14 protein-coding genes, 5 tRNA genes and 2 pseudogenes are annotated in these 26,971 nt (G+C 72.5%); 13 read left to right on the plus strand and 8 right to left on the minus strand.

Going from position 1 to position 26,971, the window contains the following annotated elements; genetic code table 11:
- Positions 1-41 precede the first annotated feature (41 nt).
- Entirely contained in the window at positions 42-1,649 is a 1,608-nt protein-coding gene (locus ACZ6O2_RS02130) for a sensor histidine kinase (RefSeq protein WP_466021692.1), read from the plus strand.
- Positions 1,646-2,323, plus strand: coding sequence for a response regulator transcription factor (locus tag ACZ6O2_RS02135; RefSeq protein ID WP_350711683.1), 678 nt, complete (start codon positions 1,646-1,648; stop codon positions 2,321-2,323). The genes ACZ6O2_RS02130 and ACZ6O2_RS02135 overlap by 4 nt, the downstream gene beginning before the upstream one ends.
- Positions 2,324-2,407: 84 nt before the next feature.
- Here ACZ6O2_RS02135 and ACZ6O2_RS02140 read toward each other — a convergent pair whose 3' ends face one another.
- From ACZ6O2_RS02140 to ACZ6O2_RS02160, 5 genes are all read right to left on the minus strand, one after another.
- On the minus strand, positions 2,408-3,571 hold the full coding sequence (locus ACZ6O2_RS02140) for a cytochrome P450 (protein ID WP_466021693.1): 1,164 nt from the start codon (positions 3,569-3,571) through the stop codon (positions 2,408-2,410).
- A gap of 9 nt (positions 3,572-3,580) precedes the next feature.
- A complete protein-coding gene (locus ACZ6O2_RS02145) occupies positions 3,581-4,249 on the minus strand; it encodes a class I SAM-dependent methyltransferase (protein WP_350711686.1) in 669 nt (222 codons plus the stop codon).
- Positions 4,250-4,337: 88 nt separating this feature from the next.
- On the minus strand, positions 4,338-7,265 hold the full coding sequence (locus ACZ6O2_RS02150; RefSeq protein WP_466021694.1) for a M36 family metallopeptidase: 2,928 nt from the start codon (positions 7,263-7,265) through the stop codon (positions 4,338-4,340).
- 298 nt (positions 7,266-7,563) lie between these two features.
- A complete protein-coding gene (locus ACZ6O2_RS02155; protein WP_350711689.1) occupies positions 7,564-8,139 on the minus strand; it encodes a TIGR03086 family metal-binding protein in 576 nt (191 codons plus the stop codon).
- Positions 8,140-8,249: 110 nt separating this feature from the next.
- Positions 8,250-8,852 (minus strand): TetR/AcrR family transcriptional regulator, encoded by a 603-nt coding sequence (locus tag ACZ6O2_RS02160; RefSeq protein ID WP_350711691.1) that lies wholly within the window; start codon positions 8,850-8,852, stop codon positions 8,250-8,252.
- A gap of 268 nt (positions 8,853-9,120) precedes the next feature.
- Between ACZ6O2_RS02160 and ACZ6O2_RS02165 the strand changes: the two genes are divergently transcribed.
- From ACZ6O2_RS02165 to ACZ6O2_RS02175, 3 genes are all read left to right on the plus strand, one after another.
- Positions 9,121-9,193 (plus strand) — tRNA-Gly (locus ACZ6O2_RS02165).
- A 34-nt stretch (positions 9,194-9,227) separates the two neighbouring features.
- Positions 9,228-9,298, plus strand: a tRNA-Cys gene (locus tag ACZ6O2_RS02170).
- Positions 9,299-9,311: 13 nt separating this feature from the next.
- Positions 9,312-9,386, plus strand: a tRNA-Val gene (locus tag ACZ6O2_RS02175).
- Positions 9,387-9,828: 442 nt separating this feature from the next.
- Here ACZ6O2_RS02175 and ACZ6O2_RS02180 read toward each other — a convergent pair.
- Both ACZ6O2_RS02180 and ACZ6O2_RS02185 read right to left on the minus strand, forming a co-directional pair.
- Positions 9,829-11,490, minus strand: a complete 1,662-nt coding sequence (locus ACZ6O2_RS02180) for a helix-turn-helix domain-containing protein (protein ID WP_466021695.1) — start codon at positions 11,488-11,490, stop codon at positions 9,829-9,831.
- Between the two features lie 302 nt (positions 11,491-11,792).
- Positions 11,793-12,032 carry a DUF6458 family protein gene (locus ACZ6O2_RS02185; protein WP_350711694.1) on the minus strand — a complete coding sequence of 80 codons (240 nt, stop codon included), beginning with the start codon at positions 12,030-12,032 and terminating at the stop codon, positions 11,793-11,795.
- A 176-nt stretch (positions 12,033-12,208) separates the two neighbouring features.
- Here ACZ6O2_RS02185 and ACZ6O2_RS02190 point away from each other — a divergent pair.
- The 8 genes and pseudogenes from ACZ6O2_RS02190 to ACZ6O2_RS02225 all read left to right on the plus strand — a co-directional run.
- A tRNA-Gly gene (locus ACZ6O2_RS02190) sits at positions 12,209-12,281 on the plus strand.
- A 49-nt stretch (positions 12,282-12,330) separates the two neighbouring features.
- A tRNA-Val gene (locus ACZ6O2_RS02195) sits at positions 12,331-12,405 on the plus strand.
- A 186-nt stretch (positions 12,406-12,591) separates the two neighbouring features.
- Positions 12,592-13,602, plus strand: coding sequence for an NAD-dependent epimerase/dehydratase family protein (locus ACZ6O2_RS02200; RefSeq protein WP_466021696.1), 1,011 nt, complete (start codon positions 12,592-12,594; stop codon positions 13,600-13,602).
- Between the two features lie 141 nt (positions 13,603-13,743).
- Complete coding sequence (locus tag ACZ6O2_RS02205) at positions 13,744-14,325, plus strand: LamG-like jellyroll fold domain-containing protein (RefSeq protein WP_466021697.1); 582 nt, start codon at positions 13,744-13,746, stop codon at positions 14,323-14,325.
- Between the two features lie 498 nt (positions 14,326-14,823).
- Entirely contained in the window at positions 14,824-18,156 is a 3,333-nt protein-coding gene (locus ACZ6O2_RS02210) for a LamG domain-containing protein (protein WP_466021698.1), read from the plus strand.
- 134 nt (positions 18,157-18,290) lie between these two features.
- Positions 18,291-24,782, plus strand: coding sequence for an RHS repeat-associated core domain-containing protein (locus ACZ6O2_RS02215; RefSeq protein ID WP_466021699.1), 6,492 nt, complete (start codon positions 18,291-18,293; stop codon positions 24,780-24,782).
- An 80-nt stretch (positions 24,783-24,862) separates the two neighbouring features.
- Positions 24,863-25,714, plus strand: coding sequence for a hypothetical protein (locus ACZ6O2_RS02220; protein WP_466021700.1), 852 nt, complete (start codon positions 24,863-24,865; stop codon positions 25,712-25,714).
- A 123-nt stretch (positions 25,715-25,837) separates the two neighbouring features.
- Positions 25,838-26,758 (plus strand): annotated as a pseudogene (locus ACZ6O2_RS02225) (IS481 family transposase); the annotation flags it as partial.
- 60 nt (positions 26,759-26,818) lie between these two features.
- Here the strand turns inward: ACZ6O2_RS02225 and ACZ6O2_RS02230 are convergent.
- Positions 26,819-26,971, minus strand: a pseudogene (locus ACZ6O2_RS02230) (IS256 family transposase); the annotation flags it as partial.

Here is a 26,971-nt window from a genome sequence, read left to right on the forward strand (position 1 = left end):
GTCGGTGCCCGCCCAGGTCGGGCGTGGGTAGCCTGGCCGCCGTGGAGAGCTGGTGGGCCGGGCTCGCGGGCGGCGGACGGGTGGCCCGGGCGGGCGTCCGGCGGTGGACCGCTGACCTGCTCCTGTGGCTGGTGACCGCCGCCCCGATCGGGTACGCGGGCGTCACGCCGCCGCACTCCGGGCGGGCCGTCGCCTTGACGGTCGGCGCGTTGCTGCTGCTCACCGCGGCGGTGGCGGTGAGCCGGCGGTGGCCGGTGGCCGCCCTGGTGGCGGCGGTGCTCGGTTCGTTGCTGGACGGCAACTTCCTCTTCGCGATCCCGGTGTTCAGTTACCTGGCCGGCCGCCGCAGCGCCACCGCCGTGCCGGCTGCTCTCGCCTTCGCCGCGATCGCGGCCGGCGGCACCGCGCTCAACCTGGGGCTGCTCGGCACCGGCGCGGCCACCTGGTTCCTGCTCGCCTCGGTGCTGCTCTTCGCCGGGGTGTTTCCGTGGCTCGTCGGGCGGTACCGGCGTCAGCAGGCCGCCCTGGCCGACGCCGGCCGGTGGCACGCCGAGGCCCGGGACCGTGAGCAGCGGGGCGCCGCGGAGCGGATCCGGCTGCGGGAACGGGCCCGCATCGCGCAGGAGATGCACGACTCGCTCGGGCACGACCTGAGCCTGATCGCCCTGCGCGCGGCCACCCTGGAGGTCACCGACGACCTCGCCCCGGCGCACCGGGCCGCCGCCGGCGAACTGCGGGCCAGCGTCGCGGCCGCCACCGAGCGGCTGCACGGGATCATCGGGGTGCTCCGGGACGAGGGCGCAACGGCCACCACCCGGCCGGCCGACGAGACCGTCGCGGACCTGGTCGACGGGGCCCGGGAGGCCGGCATGGCGGTCGACGTGGACCCGCCGGGCGGGCTGCCGGACCTGCCGGCGGCCATCGCGCGCACCCTGCACCGGGTGGTCCGGGAGGCGCTCACCAACGCCGCCCGGTACGCGCCCGGCGCGGTGGTCACCGTCGCCCTGGTCGGCGACGGCGACCGGGTCGAGGTGTCGGTCGTCAACGCGCCGCCGCCGGCCGGGCCGCTGCCCGGCCCGCCGTCCAGCGGTTCCGGCCTGCTCGCCCTCGCCGAGCGGGTCCGCCTCGCCGGCGGTGCCCTGACGGCCGGTCCCCTGGGCGGTGGCGGCTTCGCCGTCCGCGCCCGGCTGCCGCTGGGCGGCATTCCCGGCGCCGACGCCGTCCTTTCGCCCGGCGACGCCCCAGGTCCCGGCGACGCTCCAGGTCCCGCCAGCGGCCCAGGCTTCGCCGGCGGCCCTCGGCCGGCCGAGGCCGAGCGGCGGCTGCGCGTCGCCCGCCGGCGGGTCCGGCGTAGCCTGCTGACGGCGCTCGGCGCCCCGGTGGGCCTCGCCCTGGTCCTGTCGCTGGTTTACTACCCGGTGGCCACCGCCGGTACGGTGCTTCGCGCGGAGGCCTTCGCCCGGATGCCCCTCGGCGCGGAGCGCGCCGCGCTGACCGGGCTGCCCCGGCGCCAGCTCGACCCGCCCGCCGGGCCGGCGCGGCCCGGCTGTGAGTACTACACCGACGGGAACTTCCCCCTGGCCGAGCCGACCTGGCGGCTCTGCTTCACCGACGGCCGGCTGGTCAGCAAGGAGCGGATCGACGGATGAACGCCGACACGGGCGGCCCGGTGCGGGTCGTGCTCGCCGACGACGAGGCGATGATCCGGGCCGGTGTCCGGGCCATCCTGGCCACCGACCCCGGGATCGAGGTGATCGGCGAGGCCGCCGACGGCCGGGCCGCCGTGGACCTCGTCCGGGCACACCGGCCCCGGGTGGCGCTGCTGGACATCCGGATGCCGAGGCTGGACGGGCTCAGCGCGGCCGCCGAGATCCGCCGCCTCGTGCCGGAGACGGCGACGGTCATGCTGACCACCTTCGGCGAGGACGACCACGTGGCCCGGGCGCTCGGGCACGGGGCGAGCGGGTTCCTGCTCAAGGCCGGCGACCCGCGCGAGCTGATCGCCGGGGTGCACGCCGTCGCCGACGGCGGCGCGTACCTGTCGCCGCGGGTGGCCCGTCGGGTGATCGAGCTGGGCGGGGACCGGGTGGCCCGCCGGCCGGTGGCGCGGGACCGGCTCGCCGGGCTGACCGAGCGGGAGCGGGAGGTGCTCGCGCTGGTCGGGGCGGGACTGTCGAACGCCGAGATCGCCCGCCGGCTGTACCTGGTCGAGGGGACCGTGAAGAGCTACCTGACCAGCATCTTCACCCGGCTGGAGGTGCGCAACCGGGTGCAGGCGGCGATCCTCGCGTACGAGGCGGGGCTGGTCGAGCCCAGCGGCTGACCCGCCCCGGGCCCGCACGCGCCCGGGGCGGCGCCACCGGGCGCGGCACCCGACCATCCGCGGCCAGGCCGCCACGCCGGCGGCTCAGCGGCGTCGGACGACGAAGGCGTCGGGCATCCGGAACGTGAGGTTGTCGGGGCACCACGGCGCGCGGACGACGGCGACCCCGTCCAGCAGCGGCGCCGTCTCACCGACCACCACCGCCGCCTCCATCCGGGCGAGCTGGTCACCGACGCAGCGGTGCGCGCCTGCCCCGAAGGCCAGGTGCCGGCGGGATCCGCGCTGCCCGGGCCGGAACTCGTCGGGCGCCTCCACGGTGGCCGGGTCCCGGCCGGCGCGGGCCAACCACAGCACGATGCTGGTGCCCGCCGGCACCGCCGTCCCGCCCAGCGTGGCGTCCACGGCGGCCACCCGTCGCCAGGTGACGATCGGCGGCTCCAGCCGGAGCCCCTCCTCGACCACGTCGGCGACCGCGACGGTGCCGGCCCGCAGGCCGGCCAGCACGGCCGGCTCGCCGGCAAGCCGGTGCAGCAGCAGGGTGAGGAACTGCGACGTGGTCTCCTGACCGGCGACGAGCAGGAAGAACAGCGCACCGACCACCACGTCGGGCGGGTGCCCGGCGGCCCGCAGCGACCCCGCGAGCCCGCCCCCGGTCTCGGCGAACTCCCGCAGCACCCGGTGGAACCGGCCCACCTCGGCCGCGAGCGCCGCCTGGCGGTCGGCGTCCAGCGGCGCCCAGAACAGCTCCAGCGCCGCGCGGGCGAACTCCTTCACGGCCCCGACCGGCGCGTCGGGCAGCTCGACCAGCCGGGCCAGCACCAGCAGCGGCAGGTCGGCGGCGAGTTCGGCGTAGAGGTCGACCGGCGTGCCCGCGTCCAGGACGGCGCCGATCGCGGTGAGGCGCTCCCGGACCAGTCCGGTCAGCCAGGGCCGCTGCGCGGCGACCCGGGTCGGGTGCAGGGCCTCGGCGACGATAGCCCGGATCTGCGGGTGGCTGGCGCCGCCGTTGTTCGCCAGGGTCGGCGGCAGCCGGAACCGGTGCCCGGCCAGCACCCGCAGGGCGGCCACCGGGATCGGGGTCACCGCGTCCAGGGCGTTGTCCGGCCGGTACGTGACCGGGTCGGTCAGCACCTCCCGCACCAGCGCGTGCCGGGTCACCACCAGGTGTTCGACACCCACGTGGTCGGCCACCCGGGCCACGTCCGGCCAGTGCGCGTCGGTGGTCTGCGCCCAGCTCCGGAACAGCACGTCGACACGCTATCGGGCGGCTCCCGGCAGCCCGGCCCGCAACTGCCACACCGTGGTGCGCTTCACCCGTACGCTCTCCAGCGTCTCGGGCACCGGCACGTCGTAGGCGGCCAGCTCGTCGAAGCGGTCGCGGGGCAGGAACGCCCGGCCGGGATCGCCGACCAGCACGTCCGCCCCGGCGCGGGCGGCCCGGAGCAGGAAGCGCAGCACCCGGTTGGCCATCGCCTCGCTGTAGAACACGTCCCCGGCGAACACCACCTCGGCCCCGCCGGCGTCGCCGTCGAGGATGTCGCCGAGCTCCGCGTCGACGCGTACCCCGTTGGCGTCGGCGTTGACCGCCACGGCCGCGACGGCCAGCTCGTCGATCTCCACGGCGCGGACGGCGGCGGCGCCGGCCCGCGCGGCGGCGATGGCGACCAGGCCGGAGCCGGCGGCGAGGTCGAGCACCCGGCGGCCGGCGACCAGCTCGGGATGGTCGCTGACGTACCGGGCCAGCGCCTGCCCGCCGGCCCAGGCGAAGGCCCAGAACGGCGGCGGCTGCGCGCTGCGGAACTCGCCCTCGGTCAGCTCCCACAGCCCGATGGCGTCGTCCGCCTGGTGCAGCCGCACCTCGGGGACGAAGGCGACCGGGGCGAGGCGGGCGTGCAGCCGGACGAAGGCGGTGGAAAGGTCGGACACGCCGCCGATTGTCTCCCGCCGCCCCGCCCGTCGGGCCGCGGGGCTTCCGTCGGGGCCGGCCGGCGCGCCGACCGGCCCCGACGGACGGTCACTTCGAGAACGCCTGGAACTCCGCGATCCGCACCTGCGTACGCGCCGGGCTGGCGGTCGCGCAGTCGGTGGTGGTCGCCGGGTCGTCGTCCTGCTCGCCCGCGTAGTCCGGCCCGCCGGTGCACTGGCTGGTCAGGACCTCCAGCCGCAGGTGCGTGGCCAGCGTGGTCGGCACCGGGAACTCGCGCAGGTTGATGTCCCGCACGTACGCCCGGTACGCCCCGCCCGGGAACGCGTCCGCCGCACTGGTGTGGATCCGCTGCCAGTTCGCCGGATCCGCGCAGTCGGTGGTCTTCGCGTTGCAGGCCGACACCGCGAACGACCGCAGCGCGCTGAGCGAGTTCTGGCTGCCCGGGTCGGCGTCGCCGGTGATCGACGGGCGCAGCATCGCGCTGACGCTGACCCGCTTCACGACCTGCGGCGCGTCGCCGGGCAGCGCCACGGTGACCTGCTTGCCGGCCACCCCGTCGAGGGAGGCCCAGTTGGTCGCCTCGGTGTCGTCGGCGATCCGGTCCAGGTTGACCCCGTCGCCGGTGATCGTCGCGCCGGAGGCGGTGGACGCCAGGTTGCGGCTCATCCGCAGGTCGACGTACCCCTCCTTGCCGGCCTTGGCGACCACGGTGAGCCGCTGGTGGCCGAAGCCCGGCGCGACGGCGAGCAGTTGGTACGTGCCGGGCACCAGCTCGATCCGGTCCGGCAGCGCCGTCGCCGGGTCGGTGTCGGCCACCGGGACCGCCCGCGCCTCGTACGCCCCGACGTACACCCGGATCGGCGCGTCGGCGCTGTCGCCCTTCGGGCGGAGGGTGAGCACGGCGTTGTCGGCGTCGGGGGCGGCGAAGCTCGGCGTCGGGTCGGTGTCGGAGGCGCCGTTGCTGGCGGCGTCCCGGCCCATCCCGGAGCGGGCGAACTCGGCCCAGAGCAGGTCCTGGTTGGCGCCGCCGAAACGGAGCAGGTCGGCGGTGAGCATGTTGTCCCGCATGTCGAGCATGCTGACCTGGCTGGCGGCCTGGAGCAGGAACGAGTCGAAGACGAGCTGCGCCCAGCGCCGGTTGCCCGGGCACTGGTCCACCGCCACCCGGCCTTGCGCGCAGTCGAGCTGGCGCTGCGGGGTGCCGACGCCGTACCGCTTCATCAGCGCGGCACGGACCCGGAAGTTGGTGGCGCTCCAGATCTCGCCGTCGGCGTGCACCGCCGGCCCGCCGGTGTTGTAGCCGACGTCGGAGTAGTTCAGCGGGCTGCGGCTGAAGTCGTGGTTGCGGATGCCGCTGACCATGTTGCCGGTGACGTACCCGCCGGTGACGTAGGGCGTCTCGCCGGGGGCGCGCAGCCCGTGCTCGAAGAGGTACTCGGCGGCCAGCAGGTCGCTCCACGACTCGCCCATCGAACCGCCCTGGTGCCCGCCGATGCCGCTGTCCGGGCCGGCGATCATCCGGTTGGTGATGGCGTGGGTGTACTCGTGCCCGATCACCGTCATGTCGTAGTCGCCGTCGACGCAGGGCGGGTACGGCCCGCCGGCCTGCGGCTGCCACAGGTACATGTTGGTGGTCGGCGGCAGCCCGTCGCGCGGCGTGCCCTGGTTGGCGTTGTTCCGGTTGCCGCTGAGCGCGCCCTGCTGCGCGCGGCCCTGCTCGGCGTCGCCGCCCCGGCCCTGCGGGGTCAGGTTCACCGCCTGGAGGTTCCAGGTGGCCTCGGTGAAGCCGAGGTGCCAGGCCCAGTCGTGCATCCGGTTGTGCATGGCGAAGAGGTTGGCGATCGCCGCGTCGCCGTCGTTGCGCTGGGCCGAGGTGAACACCGCGGGGTTGCAGCGGGCCTGGTGCCACTGGTCGGTGAACGGGTACTCGTAGCGCCGCTCCGGGCTGGGCGTGACCGGCACGGCCGGCGTGCCGCCGCCCCAGGAACGTACGGTGTTGGCGGAGTTGCCGCGCGCGGCGCCGGTCGGCGTGCCGGTGGCCGCGTCGACGTCCCACGGCTGCCCGGTGGCCGGGTCGCGGAACGCCTCCCGGCACTCCGGTGCGGGGTCGCCGCACCAGCGCACCCGGGGGTCCTGCCCGGGGCCGAGGTCGCGCGGCGGGGTGGCCGGGAAGACGGCCCAGCTCGGGTTGTCGGAGTCGAAGTCGACGAGGTCCTCGCGGACCAGCACCTGCCCGGTGATCCCGTCGACGTAGGTGGTGAACGCCTCCGGGTGGTCGTCGTCGGCGCCGATCAGGGTCACCTCGTACGCGGCCCGGGGCCCGTCGAGCGGGGTCGGCACGGCGACGGCCCGCACGCTGTGGCTGCGGACCGCGTCGGCGGCCAGGCCGGCGTCGGCGAGCGCCGCGCCGTACGCCTGCTCGTCGGTGAGGGTGGCGGGCGCCGGCGCGGCGGTGTCCCGGGAGAGCGAGGAGCTGACCGCGAGGACCGTGCCGGCGGCGACCGCGACGGTGACCAGGCCGTCGTGCCCGGCCGGCAGGGTGCCGAAGCGCTGCCGGAGGGTGACCACCGCGCCGTCGCCGATCGGCCGGACCAACAGCCGGTCCATCGCCGCGACCGCGGCGGCGTCCAGGCCGAAGAGGTCCTGGTTGCCGGTCAGGTACGCGCGGGCGGCCGCCTCCGGGTCGCCGGGGAGGCCGGTGGCGAGCGGGGCGCGGGCGGGGCCGAGCGCGTGCGGGGTGCCGAGCCGGTTCCAGCGGACGTCCGGGTCGGCCCTGCGGGCCAGGCCCCGCTGCCGGGCGTCGGGGGCGGCGGTGCCGGGGCGGTTGTCGACGTCGGCGTGCTCGTGCCCCTCGGCGAACGGGCCGGAGCGCCGTTCGGTGGCGGCACCGCCGGTGGGGACGGCGGCGGTGGGGCCGGCGGGGAGCAGCGCGGCCACCACCGCGGTTGCCGCCAGGACGGGAACGAGCCGGCGTCGACGCCGGCTCATCCAGGGTGTCCACTCCGGTTGTGCCACGGGACCTCCTCGTGGGAGCGGGGGTGGCCGGCCCTCCGCCGGCCGCGCGTGCGGTCAAGCATGCGCATCTGTGGATATCAGCCCTGGTCGGCGGGGACAAGAGCCACGCCTACTCAAGGCGGCCCCGGCCGCGATGACGGCTCCACGGATCGCGGCTCCACGGGTCGCGGAGACCGGCGGTGGTCGATCACCTGGAGCGCCACGGGCTCGTCGGCGACGCACCCCGGCCCGTCGTCACGAGACGGTGGGTGGTCGCCGCGCTGGTGCCGCCCGGGTGACGGTGGGTGCGACGCGGGGGCTACGGCGCCCAGTCGGGGTCGCGGCCGAAAGCGGCGACGAGGCGGTCCTGCTGGTCGGCCTCCGCCGGCACGTCGGCCTCCGCCCGGATCAGCCTGTCCCGCTGGTAGTCGCCGATCCGCCGGCCGAACCAGCGGGCGCACTCGGCGACCGCGTCGGCGTCCAGCCGGGGGTCCGCGCCGATCGCCACGGCCAGGTCCCAGCCGTGGATCAGGTGTTCCGCGACGAGCTGGTGCAGGTACTCGTCCGCCGGGGTCTCGCCGGCGGAGAGCGCGACGGTGCGCTCCAGCGCCCCGGGGTGGGTGAAGGCCAGCTCCGCCTGCGCCGCCGCGTCCCGGGCCGCCTCGACCGGATCCGGGCCGAGCACATCGCCGTCGTAGCGGTCGCCGACCTCCTCGATCGTCCGGCCGGCGAGCAGCGGCACGCTCCACCGGTCCTCGCCGACGACGTGGTTGACCAGCGCCCGGACGTCCCAGTCCGGGCAGGGGGTCGGGTCCGACCACTGCCCGGGGCCGACCAGCTCCACCCGGTCGATGAACTCGGCCAGGCTGCGGCGGTACGTCTCCAGCGGGTCCATGCCGACGATTGTTCCGGGTGTCCTGGTGGCCCGAGCCGTTTTGCCGCCTTCGGCCGGGGATGACCGCATCGGCCGAGCCCGTCCGCTCCACCGCCCTCCGGGGACGGGCCTCAGTCGAGCTGGTCCGGGTCCAGCCCGAGTTCGCGGGCGGTGACCAGGCGGACCCACTCGGCGAGCTGGCGGCGGGAGATCACCCGGTCGTGCACTGCGAGCTGCACCGCCAGGCCGTCCATCACGGCGCTGATCCGCCACGCGGCGCCGGCCGGGTCGGCGCACTCGAAGGTGCCGTCGCGAACGCCTTCCGAGATCACCGCCGCGAGGTCCTCCCGCCAGCGCAGGTCGAGCCGACGGGAGACCTTCTCCAGCTCCGGGGTGCGCAGCGACTCCGCCCAGCCGTCGATCCACATGGCCCACGACGTCGCCCGGCCGGCCGGCGTGTAGAGCTTCACGATCCGGCGCAGCTTGGTCAGCGGCGGGGCGCTGGACCGCATCACCGCGTCCAGCCGGGCCAGGTCCTGCTCCACCGCGTACGCGAACGCCTGCGCGAGCAGCCGGTCCTTCGTGGCGAAGTGGTAGAAGACCAGCGCCTGGCTCACCCCGGCCGCCTGCGCCACGTCGGCCGTGCGGGTGTTGGCCAGACCCCGCTCCACGATCACGTCACAGGCCGTGCGCAGCAGGGCATCCAGGCGGATCTCGGCCGCACGTCTCGTCACGCCGTTACCGTAGCGCATCAGCTTGAACACGAGGCGTCACCGATCACGGTCCGTCCGCCCTCCAAAGAGTCGGAAGCCGGACACTTCGACCGCGCCACGACCGACCCGTTCCTCCGTCCAGACCGGGGAAATGGCTGGCCAGCCTCCTAGGAAGCTCAGGGGTAGGGTGGCCCGCCATCATCGGACGCGCCGAGAACCACCCCGATTTGGCAACCGCTCGTCGGCTCGGCTAAAGTTCTCACCCGTCACCGGTTAACGCCGGAGACACGCGGACGTAGCGCAGCTGGTAGCGCATCACCTTGCCAAGGTGAGGGTCGCGGGTTCGAATCCCGTCGTCCGCTCGGAGATGCCGCCACGCATGACGGGGGCAACCTCGGTGGGGTGGCCGAGAGGCGAGGCAACGGCCTGCAAAGCCGTGTACGCGGGTTCAAATCCCGTCCCCACCTCGGCAACAGACGAGGGCGATTGGCGCAGTGGGAGCGCGCTTCCTTGACACGGAAGAGGTCACTGGTTCAAACCCAGTATCGCCCACCAGAACGAAGGCCCGTCACCATCAGGTGGCGGGCCTTCGCCGTTCCCGGACGCCGCTGTGCCGAGCCTCCGCCGCGCAGGGCGCTGCCGTTCGGACCGCCGCCGTTCGCGGGCCGCGCCCGGATCGCCCCGGTGCCCCCGGAGCCACGGACGACCACGGCCGCCCGCCCGCGGTGTCGTCGCGGACGGGGCGGCCGCACCCCCCGGAGCAGGCCGGACGCGTCCCCCGTTGCGGCGCGTCCGGACGTCGGTCGTCAGCTCACCGGATCGCCGGTCGGGCTCGAATGGTGGCGTCCTCGCCGCCGTCTCCCATCACACGGTAGGGAGCACCGCCGGCCGGGCGCGAGGACCGATCCGCACAGTGGCGGCGCCGGCGGTGTCGGGCTGCACAGCGACCGCGACCGGTGCCGCTGCCCGGGGCGCACGGGCGGGAGGCCACCGGCGCTCAGGCGGGCGGCCACCCGGCCGGGTCGCCGACCAGGCCCGCGTCGGCGGTCGCGTCGAGGGCCCGCAGGGCGAGCCAGAGCTCGTGCCGGGCGCTCGGCCCGCGCAGCAGGGAACGCCCCAGCGCCTGCTCGGCCCGGCCGAGGCGTTTGCGTACGGCGGACACCGAGACGCCGAGCGCGGTGGCGGTGTCGGGCAGTCGTGCCTCGGCGCGCAGCCACGCGCGTACGGTGACCAGGGCGACGGGCGTACCGCCGGCCTCCAGGGGGGCGAGCTGGCCGCGCGCCCAGAGGTGCAGGGCGGGGGTCGCCAGCAGCCGGTCGAGGCCGACCCACCGGCTGCCGGCCACCGCCCCCTGCCCGAAGGCGTCGTCCGCGCCACCACCGACGACGTTCGGTGCCTCCGGCACGCCTTCCGGGGTCGCAGCGGAACCGAGCAGGTGCAGGGCCAACCACGCGACCGACTGGTCGGAGATCCGCGACAGGTCGAGCCCGAGGCGGTCGCGCAGCAGCGCCAGCCGGGCCGCCAGGGTGTTGCGGTGGATCCGCAGGTGCCGGTGGGCCGCGCCGTCGAAGGCGAGCCAGGAGTTGAGGGTGGCGAGCAGTTCCTGCCCGTCGGGATCGATCCGTCGGGCCGGCCGGTACGACAGGCACGGCGCCAGCAGCGTCCGCGCCCAGTCCTGCCCCGCGGTGCCGAGCAGGGCGCGCAGCTCCGTCGCCCGGTCGAAGCGGCAGTGCCCGTCCGGTCCGTTCCGAGCCACCGCGAGAGCGTGGAACGCCTGCTCGTAGCCGGCGGCGGTGCGGCGCAGCGGGACCGGCTCGCTCACCCCGATCCGCGTCCCGGGCACCCGTCCGGTGACGAGTCTCCCCAGCGCGTCCGCGTCGCCGGCCTCTCGCGGCCCGGCGCGGTCCGGGGCCGGCACCAGCGCGATGAGATGCCGGGAGCGGACCGGGCAGGGCACCACCCAGGCCCGCCCGCCCAGCGCGCGGGTCACCTGCCCGGCCGCCTCGTCGCGTCGCCGGGGCGCGCACTCGACGACGCACACCCGGACCAGGTCGGGCAGGTGGGGACGCAGTGCCGCGGCGATGCGTCGGGCCGGTGCCACGTCGCCGACCATCAGCAGGTGCAGCACCGCCTCCCGGCTGCGCACGTCGCCGGCGGCGACCCGCCGCCGGGCCCGCTCCGAGCGTTCCAGCCGCCAGCAGAGACCGAGGACGCGCGCCGCGTCGGCGAGCAGGTCGCCGGGGAGCGGGTCCACCACCGCGAGCCAGGGGGCGGGCTCGGTCCCGCGGTCGGGGTCGCACCCCGCGCCGTCGTCGGCCTCCCCGGCGCCGAGGGAGACCAGGTGGACGGTGGGCGTGCCCGCGCCGCCCCGCACGGCCGCCGGCGTGCCGCGTCGGTGCAGCTCAGGTACGGCGCGGGCGGCGGCGCCCAGCACGGTCCGGTCGAGCGGGCTCCGGCCCGGGTGGACCGTCAGCAGGGTGCCGTCCACGCCGATCAGGGCAGCCGCGGTGGATCGACGGGCGAGTGTGTCGAGGATGGCCCGGACGGGATCGGGGCCGGCGGCGAGGCGGGTCATCGCGACGACGGCCTCGGCGCGCTCGAAGCGGACTCGCGACGGTTGTCGCCCGGGCGTTCGCGACCCGTCCTGCTCCGTCCGCACGACAGCAGACGGTAGTACCCGGGTGGCGGGGGTCACGAGGAGAGGCGGGGGAGGGGTGACGCCCGGCACGCCGGCGCTCCCGCCCCTCGGGGAGGCGCCCCGGGGTGGGCCGCCGCAGGCGGGCGGGGCGCCGCCGGCCGGCAGCGGCCTGCGCGCTGTCGGGCGTGGGGCCGCCGCGCGGTCGGCGTACGGCGGGTGGTGCCGGTGACGTCGACGTGCCGGCCACCCTCGCGGGTGCCCGGCACGTGCGTCGCGGCGCGTCCGACGGCCGTCCGACTCCGTCGGCCGCGCGGGTCGGTCGGTCAGAGCGGCGGGGCGACGTCCCGGCGCTCCTCGACCCGCCGGTACTCCACCGGCTCGGTCGTGCTGACCACCTGGCGGCGGCGTCCCCAGATGAGCGTGGTCATGATCAGGCCGAGCACGCCGGCCGCCATCAGGATCCAGCCGACGATGTCGAGGTCGATGCCGCCGAGGCTCGCGTCGAGCGCGAAGGTGAGGATCGCGCCGAGCGCGATCAGGAAGATGCTGGTGCCGATACCCACGACAGCCTCCTTGGTCAGGGGATGTGGTGTGCTGTCGAAGGGGGTCAGTACCCGGTGGCTGACCAGCGCAACCATCGGCTGCGCGGGAATCGTCCGCGGCGGCCGGCGGGGCGGCGTGCCGGGCGATCTTGCCGTCGGGTAGAGTTCATCCCGTCGCCGGGGAAAACCGGCGGCACGCGGACGTAGCGCAGCTGGTAGCGCATCACCTTGCCAAGGTGAGGGTCGCGGGTTCGAATCCCGTCGTCCGCTCGCATCCCGCCCCTGCCGGCCCGGTCTGCCGGGCCCGGGTGGCCACCACGGGCGATTGGCGCAGTGGGAGCGCGCTTCCTTGACACGGAAGAGGTCACTGGTTCAAACCCAGTATCGCCCACCAGATGATCCACGAGGCCCGTCACCGTCGTCGGTGGCGGGCCTTCGTGCTTTCCAGGCGTACGCCCGGGGCTGTGCGCTCCGCCACGTGGTCCCTGTCCCGTCGCCCGGCGGATCTTCTGCCCTGGGCAGATCCGCTCACCGTGAACAGGGGGCCGGACGGCCGGTCCGAGCCGGCACAGTGGAGCCCATGAGACTGCTGGTGTTGGGTGGGACGGGTTTCGTGGGCGGCGCCACGGTCGCCGAGGGGGTGCGTCGGGGCTGGTCGGTGACGGTGTTCAACCGGGGCCTGCACGGCGCGGCGCCGGAGGGCGTACACCGGTTGCGGGGTGACCGGACCGCGCCCGGCGGCCTGGCGGCGCTGGCGGACGGCGAGTGGGACCTGGTGGTCGACACCTGGGACGGCGCGCCCCGGGCGGCGCGGGACGCCGCCCGCGCGCTGGTCGACCGCGTCGGCAGCTACGTCTACGTCTCCAGCGGCTCGGTCTACGCGCAGCCGGTCGTCGACGGGGTGGGCGAGGAGGCCCCGGTGGTGGACGCCGAGTCGGACGCCGACGACGGCGACTACCCGCACAACAAGGCCGGCGGCGAGCGGGCCGTGCGGGAGGTGTTCGGCGACCGGGCGCTGCTGGCCCGGGCCGGGCTGATCCTCGGGCCGGGGGAGGACATCGGCCGGCTGCCCTGGTGGCTGGAGCGGATCGCCCGGGGCGGGGAGGTGCTGGCGCCGGGCCCGGTCGACCTGCCGTTGCAGTACGTCGACGTGCGGGACCTGGCGGCCTGGATGTTGGACCGGGGCGCGGAGGGGCTGGGCGGGACGTTCAACGTGGTGAGCCGCACCGGGCACGCGACCATGGGCGAACTGCTCGACGCCTGCGTCGCCGTCACCGGCGCCGACGCCCGGCTGCGGTGGACCGACCCGGAGCCGATCCTGGCCGCCGGGGTGGTGCCGTGGAACGACCTGCCGGCCTGGATCCCGGCCGGGCACGAGTACCGCTGGTTGCAGGAGCGCGGCGTCGAGAAGGCGTACGCGGCCGGGCTGACCTGCCGCCCGGTGACGGAGACGGTCGCGGACACCTGGGCGTGGCTGCGGAAGGTGGGCACGGTCCCGCCGCGGGCGGGCCGGCCACAGCGCGCCCCGGTCGGTCTGGCCCCGCAGCGGGAGGCGGCGCTGCTGTCGGCGACGGGCCCGGCCCGGGCCTGATCCCGCTTCGACACCACCGGCACGACGGCGGCCGTCCACTGTCCTGAGTGGACGGCCGCGTCGCGCTGCCGGGAAAGCGTTCACCGTGGGTGGTTTCCCGGTGCCCGGTGAGCGGCGAAATCCGGTCCGAAGTCACGGACCGTGATCGATATAGACAAGGGTCGGGGGCGCCCCTACAGTTCGGCCGACTGGTTCTCATCTTCCACGGGGGATTGCGATGACTACTGGCCGCTGGCCGCTGCCTGCGCGCAGGTCGAGAGGTGCCGGTCCTGCCCCGGGCAGCGGCAGAGGACGGTCAACGGGACGGTCGAGCACCGGTGGTCGTTCAGCGTCTTCGGCGTCGACGTCGACGGGCTCAACGGCCGGGTGGCCGACGCGATGATGACGTCCCGGGTGATGAACGACGAGGACGACCTGTCGACCTGGACACACCTGGTCGGGGTCCACGACCAGTCGCGCCGGGAGGTTCGGCTCTCCGTCAACGGAAAGCTGGAGTCGACCGTCGCGTACGGCACCGGGTCGTTCACCGGCGCCTTCGACGTCACCGGCCCCTTCTACGTGGGCGCCGCCCGGTACACCCCACCCGGTGGCAGCACCCTGCTGGTCGACCGCTGGCACGGCGACATCGACGACGTCGGCCTGTACCAGGGTGCGCTGACCAGCGTCGCCGTGGAGCAGATCTTCTCCGAGGGGCCCACGACGGCCACCGACGCCGTGGGCTGAGCACCACCGGTTCCCTTCCACCTCACCAAGTTCCGCTGTTTTTCGATCACGCCTTGGAGGCACACGGTGACACGCGTCCCGAATTCATCACGCAAACAACCACCAAAGCCCACGAACCGCACTCGCGCGGCTGTCGCCGCGCTCGTGGCCGGGACGCTCGTCGCCTCGGTCCTGGGGGTGCCGTCGGCGGGCCAGGCCGCTCCGGCGGCGCCGCGGACTGATCCCTCGGTGGCGCCGGATGCGGGGTCGGCGGCGGTGGCGGCGGTGCGGTCGGGTCGGCGGGTCGAGGTGGCGTCGGCTCGGACGGAGTTGACGCAGGTGTTCGCGAATCCGTCGGGTGGGTTCACGTCGGAGTCGGCGGTGGTGCCGCAGCGGGTGAAGCGGTCGGACGGGTCGTGGGCGGATGTGGATCTGTCGTTGCGGCGTGGGTCGGATGGGTGGCGTCCGGTGGCGTCGGTGGCGGATGTGCGGTTCTCCGATGGTGGTGCGGGTGCGGCGGTGACGCTGACCCGGCGGGGGAAGTCGTTGAGTCTGTCGTGGCCGGGTGGGTTGCCGAAGCCGGTGGTGTCCGGGGATGCGGCGACGTATGCGGACGTCATGCCGGGCGTGGATCTGGTGTTGCGGGCGACGCGGACGGGTTTCACGCATGTGTTCGTGGTGAGGTCGGCGCAGGCGGCGGCGAATCCGCGGTTGCGGGAGTTGCGGTTCGACCTTGGTGGGGACGCCCGGGTGGTGCGGGGCGCCGACGGGCGGCTGTCCGCACTCGCGGGTGGCGAGTTGCTTGCCTCGGCCGAACCCGCCGTCATGTGGGACTCGAACGACACCCCGTCGGCCGCCACTGCCCGGTCGGCCGGAGCGGACCGCGCGCCGGCGGCCGACGCCCCGACCGGTGGCGGGCTGCCGTCGCGGTCGTCGGCGGCGGCGCCGGGTGACGCGGCGAAGACCGCGCCGGTGGGTGTCGAGGTGGCCGGCGGTGACCTGGTGCTGCGGCCGGACGCGAAGCTGCTCGCCCCGGCGAACGCGACGTTCCCCGTCTACATCGACCCGGCGTGGTCGACCGGCAAGTCCCGGTGGGCGTACGCGACGAGCAACAACAGCAACAACACCGACACGACCGTCGCCCGGGTGGGCAAGGACCCCGAGAGCGGCAGGCTGTACCGCTCCTTCTTCGACTTCCCCCTCACCGCCATGAAGGGCAAGCACATCGAGTCGGCGTACGTGCAGATGAAGCTGGACCACTCCTGGTCCTGCGGAAACACGCCCACGTACATGTACCACTCGGGCGGCATCGCCTCGACGCCGCGCACCGGCTGGTCCCCCAAGCTGAACAGCCTCAAGTCGTCGGCCAGCTCGCACGCCAACGAGGGCTCGGGCTGCTCGGACTCGCCGCAGCCGGACATGACGGTCAACTTCACCGGCTCGGCGGTCACCAGCGTCATCCAGACCCACGCGACCAGCAACGCCACGAACATCACCCTGGCGTTCTGCGCGTGCAGCGCCACCGACGGCTCGGGCGAGTCCACCACCGACCGGTGGAAGAAGTTCTTCCCCAACAACGCCAAGCTGATCGTCGACTACGACAACATCCCGGGCAAGCCCAGCAGCCTCCAGGCAGCCGGCGTGGCCTGCCCCACCAACACCACGCTGGTCATCGGCACCCTGAAGCCGACCTTCTCGGCGATCTTCCCAGACGCCGACAGCACCCAGGCGCTGACCACGGCGTACGAGTGGGTGCAGGTGCCCGCGAACGGGGTCATCGACGCGTCGACGCCGCGCCGGACCCCGCCGGCCGGAGCGTCCGTGCCCGCCGGTGGCCGTTCCACCACGGCGGCGGTGACCGTCTCCGAGGCCGTCACGTACGCGTTCCGCGCCAGGGCCACCGACCCCGCCCCCTACAGCCGCACCAGCGTCTGGTCCGACTGGTGCAAGTTCATGGCCGACACGAAGGTGCCCCCGGTGACCGCGACGCTCACCTCGGCGAACCCGGTGCCGGGCACCGTGGCCACCTTCGCGGTCCGCTCCACCGACACCACCGTGACGAAGTTCCGGTACGGCTGGGTCAACCCGCCCACCACGGAGATCGCCGCCACGACCGGCACCTGGACCGACCCGTCGACGGGTGCCACCGTCACGGGCAAGCAGGCCAACGTGTCGCTCATGGTGCCGAAGTACGGCCAGAACACCATCTCCGTCTCCGCCGTCGACGGCGCCGGCAACGTCGGCTACGGCTCGCACGAGTTCACCGCCGCCCGGCCGACGCCCGCGATCGCCCGCTGGGGACTGGAGAACTATCCGGGCGTCAACCCGGGACCGATGACGGACAGCCAGCCGACGCTGGCCGGCGACAACTCCTTCACCGGAGGCAGCGTCTCCTGGACCGGTGACCTCAGGTTGATCCGGGGCGAGACGGCCTCCTTCAACGGCACCTCCTCGGCGTTGACCACCACGACCAAGGTCGTCGACACCACCAGGTCGTTCAGCGTTGCCGGCTGGGTGCGGCTGAACTCCCTGCCGACGACGGCGGACATGGTGGTGGCCTCGCAGGAGGGCGTGAGCGCCGCCGGGTTCCACCTCGGCACGCGTCTCGAAGGCTCGCCGGCGACGCCGCGCTGGTCGTTCCTGATGAAGGACACCGACCTCCAGTCCAGCGCGAGCCGGGCCGCGTTCAGCAGCACCGCGTTGACCTCCGCGGACGTGGGCCGCTGGACGCACATCGCGGGCGTGTACGACAAGACCGCCGGCAAGGTGCGGCTCTACGTCAACGGCGCCCTCACCGCCGAGGTCGCCCGGACCGCGACGCCCTGGAGCGCGAACGGCAAGTTCGCCGTGGGGCGCGGCTGGAGCTCCGGCGCGGTGAGCAACTATTTCAAGGGCAACCTGGCCGACGTCCAGGTCTACGACCGGATCCTCGTCGACCACGACTTCGTCGGCCAGTCCGCGGAGGACCCGGAGTCGGGCGGCTTCGACGAGCCCGGCATGCTCAGCGCGGTCAAGGTCGGCGACTGGACCTTCTCCGGCGCCCAGCCCTGCTACGAGGAGTTCCTCGACCCGACGCTGTGCAGCGCTCCCGAAGCCGGCCAGTTCGGCCGCCACCTGGCCCTGACCCAGGGCAGCAACGTCGGGGCCGGGCACCGTGACGACGGGCTGCTGCTCGACGCGGTGCACTTCACGGAGGACACGACCGACCCCTACTACGGCCTGGCCACCCGCGAGTACGGCCTCTCCCAGGACAACCTCGGCGAGCCCCAGAACCCCGTCTGGCAGAACGGCCGGGTCCTCCGCACCGACCAGTCCTTCTCGGTCGCGGTCTGGGTGCGCCCGTCGGCGCTCGGCGGCACGCAGACCGCCGTCTCCCAGATGGGCGCGAAGCAGTCCGCCTTCTACCTCGGGCAGCGCGCGAAGGTGGTGAACGGCGTGACGGAGAACCGCTGGTGTTTCAGCGTCTTCGGATCGGACAGCGACCTGAACGGCAACAGCAAGGAAGCACAGATGATGTCCGGGTTGATGAACGAGGAGGACGACCTCTCCCGGTGGACCCACCTGGTGGGCGTCCACGACGCCTCCCGACGGGAGATCCGCCTCTACGTGAACGGCGTCCTCGAGGCCAACATCCCCTTCGGCACGGGCACCTTCAGCGGAGCGTTCGACTCCACCGGCCCGCTGGTCGTGGGCGGCGCACAGTGGACGCCGGCCGGGGGAGCGCCGGGCATGACCGACCGGTGGCGCGGTGAGATCGACGACCTCGGTCTCTACCAGGGCGCGTTGACGGACACCGCCGTCAAGATCCTCTTCAACTCCGAGTCCGCCGAGACCGTCGAGCCGGTCGACTGACCCCCCTCACACCCCTCTTCCTCTCCATCGATCCCTGCGACCGAGCCTGTGGAGGCACAGTGAAACGCGTCCCGAAACCACTCCTCGAACCACCACAAAAGCTGCGAAAGCGGCCTAACCGGATCCATGTCGCCGTGGCGGCGGCGCTCACCGGCGCCCTCGCCGTCTCCGGCCTGTCGGTGCCCGCGCAGGCGGCGCCCGACCCGACGAAGCTCACCGGCCAGCGGGAGAAGCTCGACAAGCACGGCGGCACGGCGCAGGGGCGGGCGTACCCCGTCAAGGAGGCGGAGAGCGCGAAGCTCGCCGCCCCCGTGTGGCCGGAGCCGGGCAAGGCGACCGTGACCCTGCCCGACGCCCCGGCCGGCGAGCGGCGGGCCGCCGCTGCTCCGGTCAAGGCGGGAGCACTGCCGGTGTCGGTGAGCCGCGCCCCCGGCGCGGCGGGCGACCGCGCGTCGGCGGTGTCCGTGGAGGTGCTGGACCGGTCGGCGGTGCCGGCGCGCTGGCGCGACGGCCTGCTGCTGCGCGTCGGCGGCGCCAGCGCCGACCCGCCGGCGACCAGGGCGGGCGCGACCGCCGCGCCGGACGGGGCCGCGCCCCAGCCGGCCGCCGCCACCGTCTCGGTGGACTACCGCGGCTTCAAGCACGCCTTCGGTGGCAACTGGTCGTCGCGGCTCACGCTCTGGCAGGTGCCGGAGTGCGGGCTGCGCACCCCCGGGAAGGCCGAGTGCGCGGCCACCCCGCTGAAGTCCCGCAACGACGGCAGCTCCGTCCGCGCCGAGGTGCCGGTCACGGCGAGCGGCGCGGACGCGCGGAGCGCCGGAACCGCCACGCTGGTGGCGTTGGCGGCCGGCTCCTCCGGGCCGGAGGGCGACTTCTCCGCCACCCCGATGTCGGCCAGCGCGACCTGGTCGGCGGGCACGTCGACGGGCGGCTTCACCTGGTCGTACCCGATGCGGATGCCGCCGGCCATCGGCGGCCCGGCGCCGACCCTGGGCCTGTCCTACACCTCCGACAAGGTCGACGGCCAGTCGGACGCGTCGAACAGCCAGCCGTCCTGGGTCGGTGAGGGATTCGACCTCTGGTCCGGCTACATCGAGCGCAGCTACGTGCCGTGCGCCGACGACATGACCGGCGGCAACAACAGCACCAACCGCACCGGTGACCAGTGCTGGCGGTCCGACAACGCCACCCTGTCGCTGAACGGGCGCGGCGGCGAGCTGATCTACGAGGCCGGCAAGGGTTGGCACACCCGCAGCGAGGACGGCTCGAAGATCGAGAAGCTGACCGGCGCCGGCAACGGCGACGACAACGGTGAGCACTGGAAGGTCACCACGTCCGACGGCGTGCAGTACTTCTTCGGCCTGAACAACCTGCCGGGGCAGGGCAGCGCGACGAACTCGGCGTGGACCGTCCCCGTCGCCGGCAACCACACCAACGAGCCGTGCAACGTCTCGTCGTTCGCCTCGTCGTTCTGCAACCAGACGTGGCGGTGGAACCTCGACTACGTCGTCGATCCCCGTGGCAACACGCTGTCGTACTGGTACGACAAGGAGACCAACTACTACGCCAAGAACGCCACGTCGACCAACAAGGCCCTGTACACCCGGGGCGGCGTGCTCAAGCGGATCGACTATGGCACCTGGGACCGCGGCGCCACCGACCGGTCCGTGACCCCGCTCGCGCAGGTCGTCCTCAACAGTGTCGACCGGTGCGCGTCGGACTGCCACATCAAGGACGCGGCGCACTGGAAGGACGTGCCGTGGGACCAGGAGTGCACGGCCGGGGCGGCGGACTGCAAGGAGAACTACGGTCCGACGTTCTGGACCACCAAGCGGCTGTCGACCGTCACCACCCAGGTGTGGGACACCACCAAGAACACCCCGGCGTGGCAGCCGGTCGACTCGTGGACGCTCGGCCACACCTACCCCTCGGTCGGTGACGGCAGCGACCACGCCGGCCTGTGGCTCGGCTCGCTGCAGTACAAGGGCCTCGTCGGCGGCACGGAGGCGATGCCGCCGGTGACGTTCGAGCCGGTGTCGATGCCGAACCGGGTCCTCAGCAAGAACAACACCAGCAACAACCGGATGCGGATCGGCAACATCGTCACCGAGACCGGCGGCAAGATCCAGGTCACCTACAGCCTGCCCGACTGCACCTCCGGCAGCCTGCCGTCGGCGCCGGAGACCAACACCCGGCTCTGCTACCCGGTGGTCGGCCCGGACCCGTACGACTCCAGCAAGGAACTCACGGAGTACTGGCACAAGTACGTCGTGAAGCAGGTGTCCGAGTCGGACATCATGGTCATGGCCAGCGGCTCCGACCGCGGCCAGCCGGTGCAGAACACCTACTACAAGTACCTGGGCACGCCGGCGTGGCACTACGCCGACGACAACGGCCTGGTCAAGCCGAAGCGCAAGACCTGGAACCAGTTCCGCGGCTACGCCCAGGTCGAGGTCCGCAAGGGCGACGCCCCGACGCAGACCCTGACCCGCACCACCTTCCTGCGCGGCATGCACGGCGACCGGCTGAACAAGTCAGGCGGCGCCCGCGAGGTCACCGTCGCCGCGTCCCTGGGCACCGAGACGGTGTACGACGAGGACCAGTTCGCCGGCATGGTGCGCGAGCAGGTGCTCTACAACGGCGTCGACACCAAGCCGGTCAGCAAGACCGTCAACGTGCCGTGGCGCTCGCCGGCGCTCGCCACCCGCACCATCAACGGCGACGAGGTCACCGCCCGCTGGACCAACACCCGGATCGCCTACAGCGCCGTCGCGCTCGGCGTGGACGGTGTCGCCGGGTGGCGGACCTCGCGCAACGTGTCGACCTTTCATGACACGTACGGCACCATCGAGACCGTCCAAGCCGACGGTGACATCGCCAAGACCGGCGACGAGAAGTGCACCACGTACGAGTACACGCGTAACACCGGTGCGAACATCACGCAGACGGTCAAGCGGCTCACCGTCAAGGTGCTGCCCTGTGCGACCGCGCCGGCCAGCGAGGACGACATCGTCGCCGACGAGCGGAAGTTCTACGACGGCGCCACCAGCATCGACACCGCGCCGACCACCGGCGCGGTGACCCGGGTCGACAAGCTCAAGGACTGGTCGCTCGCCGGGGGCACCGTGTGGCAGACGGTCAGCCAGGCCACCTTCGACGCGTACGGGCGGCCGAAGACCGCCACTGATGTACGCGGCCGGACGGCGACCACGGAGTACACCCCGGCCACGGGTGGGCCGGTCACCAAGGTGGTCACCAAGACGCCCGACCCGAACGGCAGCACCACCGACTGGACCACCACCATCGAGACGCGGCCCTACTGGGGCCAGCCGATCCGGACCACCGACTACAACGGCCGGGTCGCCGACATGGAGTACGACCCGATGGGTCGGCTCGCCCGGGGCTGGAAGAACGGCTGGGCCAAGGCCGACCACCCGACCAGCCCGTCGGTCGAGTACACCTACCACTACGCGCCGGACAAGGACGCCTACCCGTACACCAAGAGCCGGGTGCTCCACGCCGGCGGCGGCTACCTGACGTCGTACGACGTCAAGGACGCTTTCCTGCGGCCGCGCCAGACGCAGAAGGCTGGCGTGGGCGGGGACCGGGTGGTCACCGACACGCTGTACGACGCGACCGGGCGCGCCGTGACGACCTACCAGGCGCACGCCGAGCCGGGCGCGCCGAGCGGGGCGCTCTGGTGGGAGCCGGAGTGGTCGGTGCCGGCGCTGACGAAGATGGTCTACGACAACGCCTCCCGGCCCACCGACGCGGTCTTCTTCGGCACCGACGGCATCACCAACCTGATCGAGAAGTGGCGCACCACCACCCGGTACCTGGGTGACACCACCACCGTGACCCCGCCGCAGGGCGGCACCGTCACCACGACGAAGACCGACATCGAGGGCCGGACCCTTGAGCTGCGGCAGCAGGCCGACCGGACCGGCACCAAGCCGGACCACGTCACCACGTACACGTACAACCGCAAGGGTCAGCTCACGCTGGTCAAGGACACCGGCGGCAACGAGTGGGTGAACACCTACGACGTCAAGGGCCGGCAGATCAGCGGCAAGGACCCGGACAAGGGCACCGTCACCACGACGTACACCGAGTACGACCAGGTGGAGACGACGAAGGACGCCAACGACAACGTGCTGGTCAACCAGTACGACTCGCTGGGCCGGCGGACCGGCCTCTACCAGGGCAGCATCGCGGCGACGAACAAGCTCGCCGAGTGGAAGTACGACAAGCTCTACAGCGGCGAGACCGTCCGCGGTCAGCTCACCCAGAGCATCCGGTACGAGTCGGCGGGCTCCGCCAACGCCTACAAGTGGCAGGCGCGCGGCTTCAACACCCGCTACCAGCCGACCGGCGCGAACTACGTCATCCCCGCCAACGAGGGCGCCAGCCTGGCCGGCACGTGGATCTACGCCTACGGGTACTCGCCGTACGACGGCAGCCCGACCGCCATCACCTACCCGGCCGGCGGCGGCCTGACCACCGAGAAGGTCGAGACGAATTACGACTCCGTCACGGGCCTGCCGACGGAGCTGGCCACCAACCTGATCAACGTCGGCCGCTACGTCATCGGCCAGGACTACACCCAGTACGGTGAGCCGACGCTGACCACCCGCAAGACCGATGGTGGGGTCTACGTCCAGGACACCAGCTACTACGACCTGACCACCCGGCGCGTCGACCGGATGAAGATCAAGCCGGAGGCCGCCGCCGGCACTGTGGTCGACACCCGCTACACGCACGACGCGGCGGGCAACATCCTGTCGATCGCGGACACCCCGGAGGTCGGCGCGGCCGACACCCAGTGCTTCCGCTACGACGAGTTGCGGCGGATGACCAACGCGTGGACGCCGAAGTCGGGCATCGACTGCGCCGCGGACCCGAGCGTGCCGAACCTGGGCGGCCCGGCGCCGTACTGGCACGAGTGGACCGTCGACGACGTCGGCAACCGCAGCACCGAGAGGGTGCACACCGCCGCGGGCGACACCACCCGCTCCTACACGACGCCCACCAGCGGCAAGGACGTCGTCCGCCCGCACGCCGTCACCCAGGTCGTCACCCAGGCGCCGGGCCAGTCGGCGGTCACCACCAAGTACGCCTACGACGACGCCGGCAACATGACCTGTCGGCCGGTTGGCACCACCGCGAACAGCTGCGACAACCCAACGAACTCCCAGACGCTGAACTGGAACTCCGAGGGCAAGCTCGCCTCGGTGAGCGCGGGTGGGCAGACCGTCGAAACCAACATCTACGACGCCAACGGTGTTCGGCTCATCCGCCGCGACGCCACCGGCACCACCCTCTTTTTGCCCGGCCAGGAGATCCGGCGGGAGAACAGCTCGGTCGTCACCGGCACCCGCTACTACAGCTTCGCCGGAAGGACCGTCGGTAACCGCACGTCCAACGGGCTGACCTGGCTCTACACCGACCACCAGGGCACCCAGCAGACCGCGATCGACGCGGGTACCCAGGCGGTCAGCGTCCGACGGCAGACCCCGTACGGCGATCCGCGTGGCAGCCAGCCGCAGTGGACCAACAACAAGGGCTTCGTCGGCGGCGACAAGGACCCGACCGGTCTGACCAACATCGGGGCCAGACAGTACGACCCCGGGTTGGGACGTTTCATCTCGGTGGACCCGGTCCAGGATCTGAAAGACCCACAGCAGTGGAACGCCTACGCCTACAGCAACAACAACCCGATCACGTTCTCTGACCCGAGCGGCCAGAAGCACTGCTCGGACGACGCATGCAGCGGCGGGGCCGACTACGAGTTGCCCAACGGTGAGGTCGTCGAGACGAAGGGCGACAACGACGGCTGCGGCGGCAGTTGTGGGGATGACGACTGGGCTGCGGCCCGCGCCGCCCACGAGGCCGGTGGCGGCAATGGCGGCGGCAAGGGTGGCGGCCCCACCGACGAGCAGATCAAACGCGCCAAGGAAGTCAAGAAGCAGAACGCCATCGACATCATCGTCAAGGCGGGCGGCCAGCTTCTGCTCGAGTTCTTTGGCATCAACGACATCATGGGCTGCATCGGTGGTGACCTGAAGGCGTGTGCCTGGGCGCTCATCGACATGGTGCCATGGGGCAAGGCCCTCAAGCTGATCAAGAAGATCGACCCGATCGTCGACACTCTCCGCCGGGCCGGTTCTGCCCTGATGACCTGGGCCGAGAACAGGAAATGGGCCGATGACATCCTCACGCGCGCGGAGCAAGCAGCCCGTACCCGTGCCGCCCCCGCGCCGCCCAAGGCGATCATGCCAGGCGGTCGTCCGGACGGTGAAGTGGTGTTCGCCGGGCACGGAAAGCACGACGTTGCGAACGGCAACTTCACTGTCCCGGAGGGAACGGAGATTGCTGTCTACGTGCCGTACTCCAAGAAGCTGTTGGATACGGACGCCTTCCGGGTGGAGAGCGGACGGTCGACGCCTACTGCGGTGAAGATCTATCGATCCGGCGAATCCATGCCGAACTTCACTCTGCTGCCCGCGAGTGGTCTCAGAGTTCGTGAGGCCTCAAAGCGGGTGGACGAGCCCACCCTGCTCAGCACTTTGGTCCAACCTGGTATGGGCACCTGCCACTGGGCGGCCTGTAGTGTGGTGAGGCGGTAGTTTGGCAGCTCGGCCGGCACCTTTCGGTGCCGGCCGAGCCGTTTCCGGTAGTTCCGAACGACCAGGATGGTGTTCGTCCCTTGAATTCACGCAAGAACACTAAACGGATGCGGCAATGGCTCGAAGACGCATGGGCTCATGTCCGCGTTGCTCGAATTTTGTCCGAAGGGGAGGACGGCCCTCCTTTGCCGGATCGCGATGTGCTCGCCGAAGTCGCGGATTCCACGGCGTTGGAGAAGCTGCGGACATTGACCACGTCAGGTGAGGTGCTGAAAGACATCTGCAGGTGTCCTGGTGATCTCACGCTGGCCCTGTACGGCGCCGACGACGTTCTCATCGGCTCCGCGTCGGTGCATCCGGGTGCGATCGCCTGGCAACGCGACCGGTTCGGTGTCGATCTCGCCACCTCGAATTCGATCGACCTGGAACTCTTTCTTTCGGAGTTGGGTGTTCAAGGCGGATCGAGGAGCCTGTTGAGTGAAATGATCACCGCCCTGGAATTGGATGAGGGGGACGTCCAGTTCAGGCCGGCCGGCGACGATGCGGCGTTGGTGCGACATCGTGTGCCCGAGGCCCTGCACGATGAGCTGCGCGATCTGTCGGGCGACCAAGCGGCGAATATCGATCAGGCGTCGATCCCACGGATGATCGCCAAGATGACGCAGTCGGAGGCCGATCTGGCCGCGGTGGTGCGCCCGTTGCTCGCCTGGTTGGGCACTGCCACCTGGCCAGCCGAAGCCATCGCGGGTGACGGAGAGCTCGCCCGCCGGCTTCTGGCGGAACTGGGCTGCTCAACGGTGGAGCGCGTTCTTTCCGGACTTTCCGATCCTTCGGAGGTGATGGGGGGCGTGGTATGGGCGACGCATCAGCCCGACGACGCGGCCAGCGTGGTCGCCCTCGGCCCGGCGATCAGGCAGATTCTGTCCCGCTAGATGTACTGCCCAGGGACGTTGTTTGAGGTCGTGTGACGACACGACGTAGATAGACGTGATGACGAAGGCCTCCGGTTGTGGAGTGGAGCTGTCTAGGAACCGCTCCGCCAACCAGGAGCCTTCGTGTCCCACGCTAACGCTGCTTTGACGCCCCGTGCACGTCTTCGTTTGGCGCGTCTGATCGTGGACGAGGGCTGGCCGGTCGCTCGGGCGGCCGAGCGCTATGACGTGTCCTGGCCGACCGCGAAGCGGTGGGCCGTGCGGTATGCCGAGCATGGTGCGACCGCGATGACGGATCGGTCATCGCGCCCGCACCGCAGCCCCGCTAAGACTGGCCAGCCGTTGGTGCGCAAGATCGTGCACCTACGCTGGAAACAGCGACTCGGACCGGTGCCCATCGCCGGCCAGCTGGCGATGCCGGCCTCGACCGTGCACGCCGTGCTGACCCGCTGCCGGATCAACCGCCTGTCCCACATCGACCGCGCCACCGGCGAGCCGATCCGCCGCTACGAACACGACCAGCCCGGCGCGATGCTGCACGTCGACGTCAAGAAGTACGGCAGCATCCCCGACGGCGGTGGTTGGCGCTACGTCGGCCGAGCCCAGGGCGAGCGCCACCGGCGGGCCACCGCCCGACGCACCGGCGCCCGCAACACCCGCTACGACCCCCGCATCGGCACGGCGTTCGTGCACACCGTCATCGACGACCACTCCCGCGTCGCGTACGCCGAGATCCACAACGACGAAACCGCCACCACCGCCATCGACGTACTCCGCAACGCTGTCGCCTGGTTCGCCGACCGCGGCGTCACCGTCGAACGCGTCCTGAGCGACAACGGCTCGGCCTACAAGTCACATGCCTGGCGCGACGCCTGCCACCAACTCGGCATCAAGCCGAAGAAGACCCGCCCCTACCGGCCCCAAACCAACGGCAAGGTCGAACGGTTTCACCGCACCATGACCGACGGCTGGGCACTACGACGCTTCTACAACTCAGAGCACGCCCGCCGAGCAGCCCTACCCGCCTGGCTCCATCACTACAATGGCGGGTTCCAGGAGTCGTGGGAGTGTCAAGTTAACGGCTGATCTTGGTTGTTGAGGTGGTCAGTGGTTGGCCGGGGTGAGCCGGCCCTCGAAGGCGATCTGGAAGGCGTTCAGGGGCGCTTTCCAGCGCATGGTCCAGCGCCGGCGGCCGGTGCCGGTCGGGTCGAGGCTCATCAAGGCCATGTAGACGCACTTGAGCGCGGCCTGCTCGTT

The sequence above is a fragment of the Micromonospora sp. NPDC048040 genome (assembly GCF_055587185.1).

What these genes read in the sequence shown, in the direction of transcription:
- ACZ6O2_RS02135 (WP_350711683.1), top strand. Translation starts at nt 1,646, where the DNA reads ATGAACGCCGACACGGGCGGCCCGGTGCGGGTCGTGCTCGCCGACGAC.
- ACZ6O2_RS02200 (WP_466021696.1), top strand. Translation starts at nt 12,592, where the DNA reads ATGAGACTGCTGGTGTTGGGTGGGACGGGTTTCGTGGGCGGCGCCACG.
- ACZ6O2_RS02155 (WP_350711689.1), bottom strand. Translation starts at nt 8,139, where the DNA reads ATGGACCCGCTGGAGACGTACCGCCGCAGCCTGGCCGAGTTCATCGAC.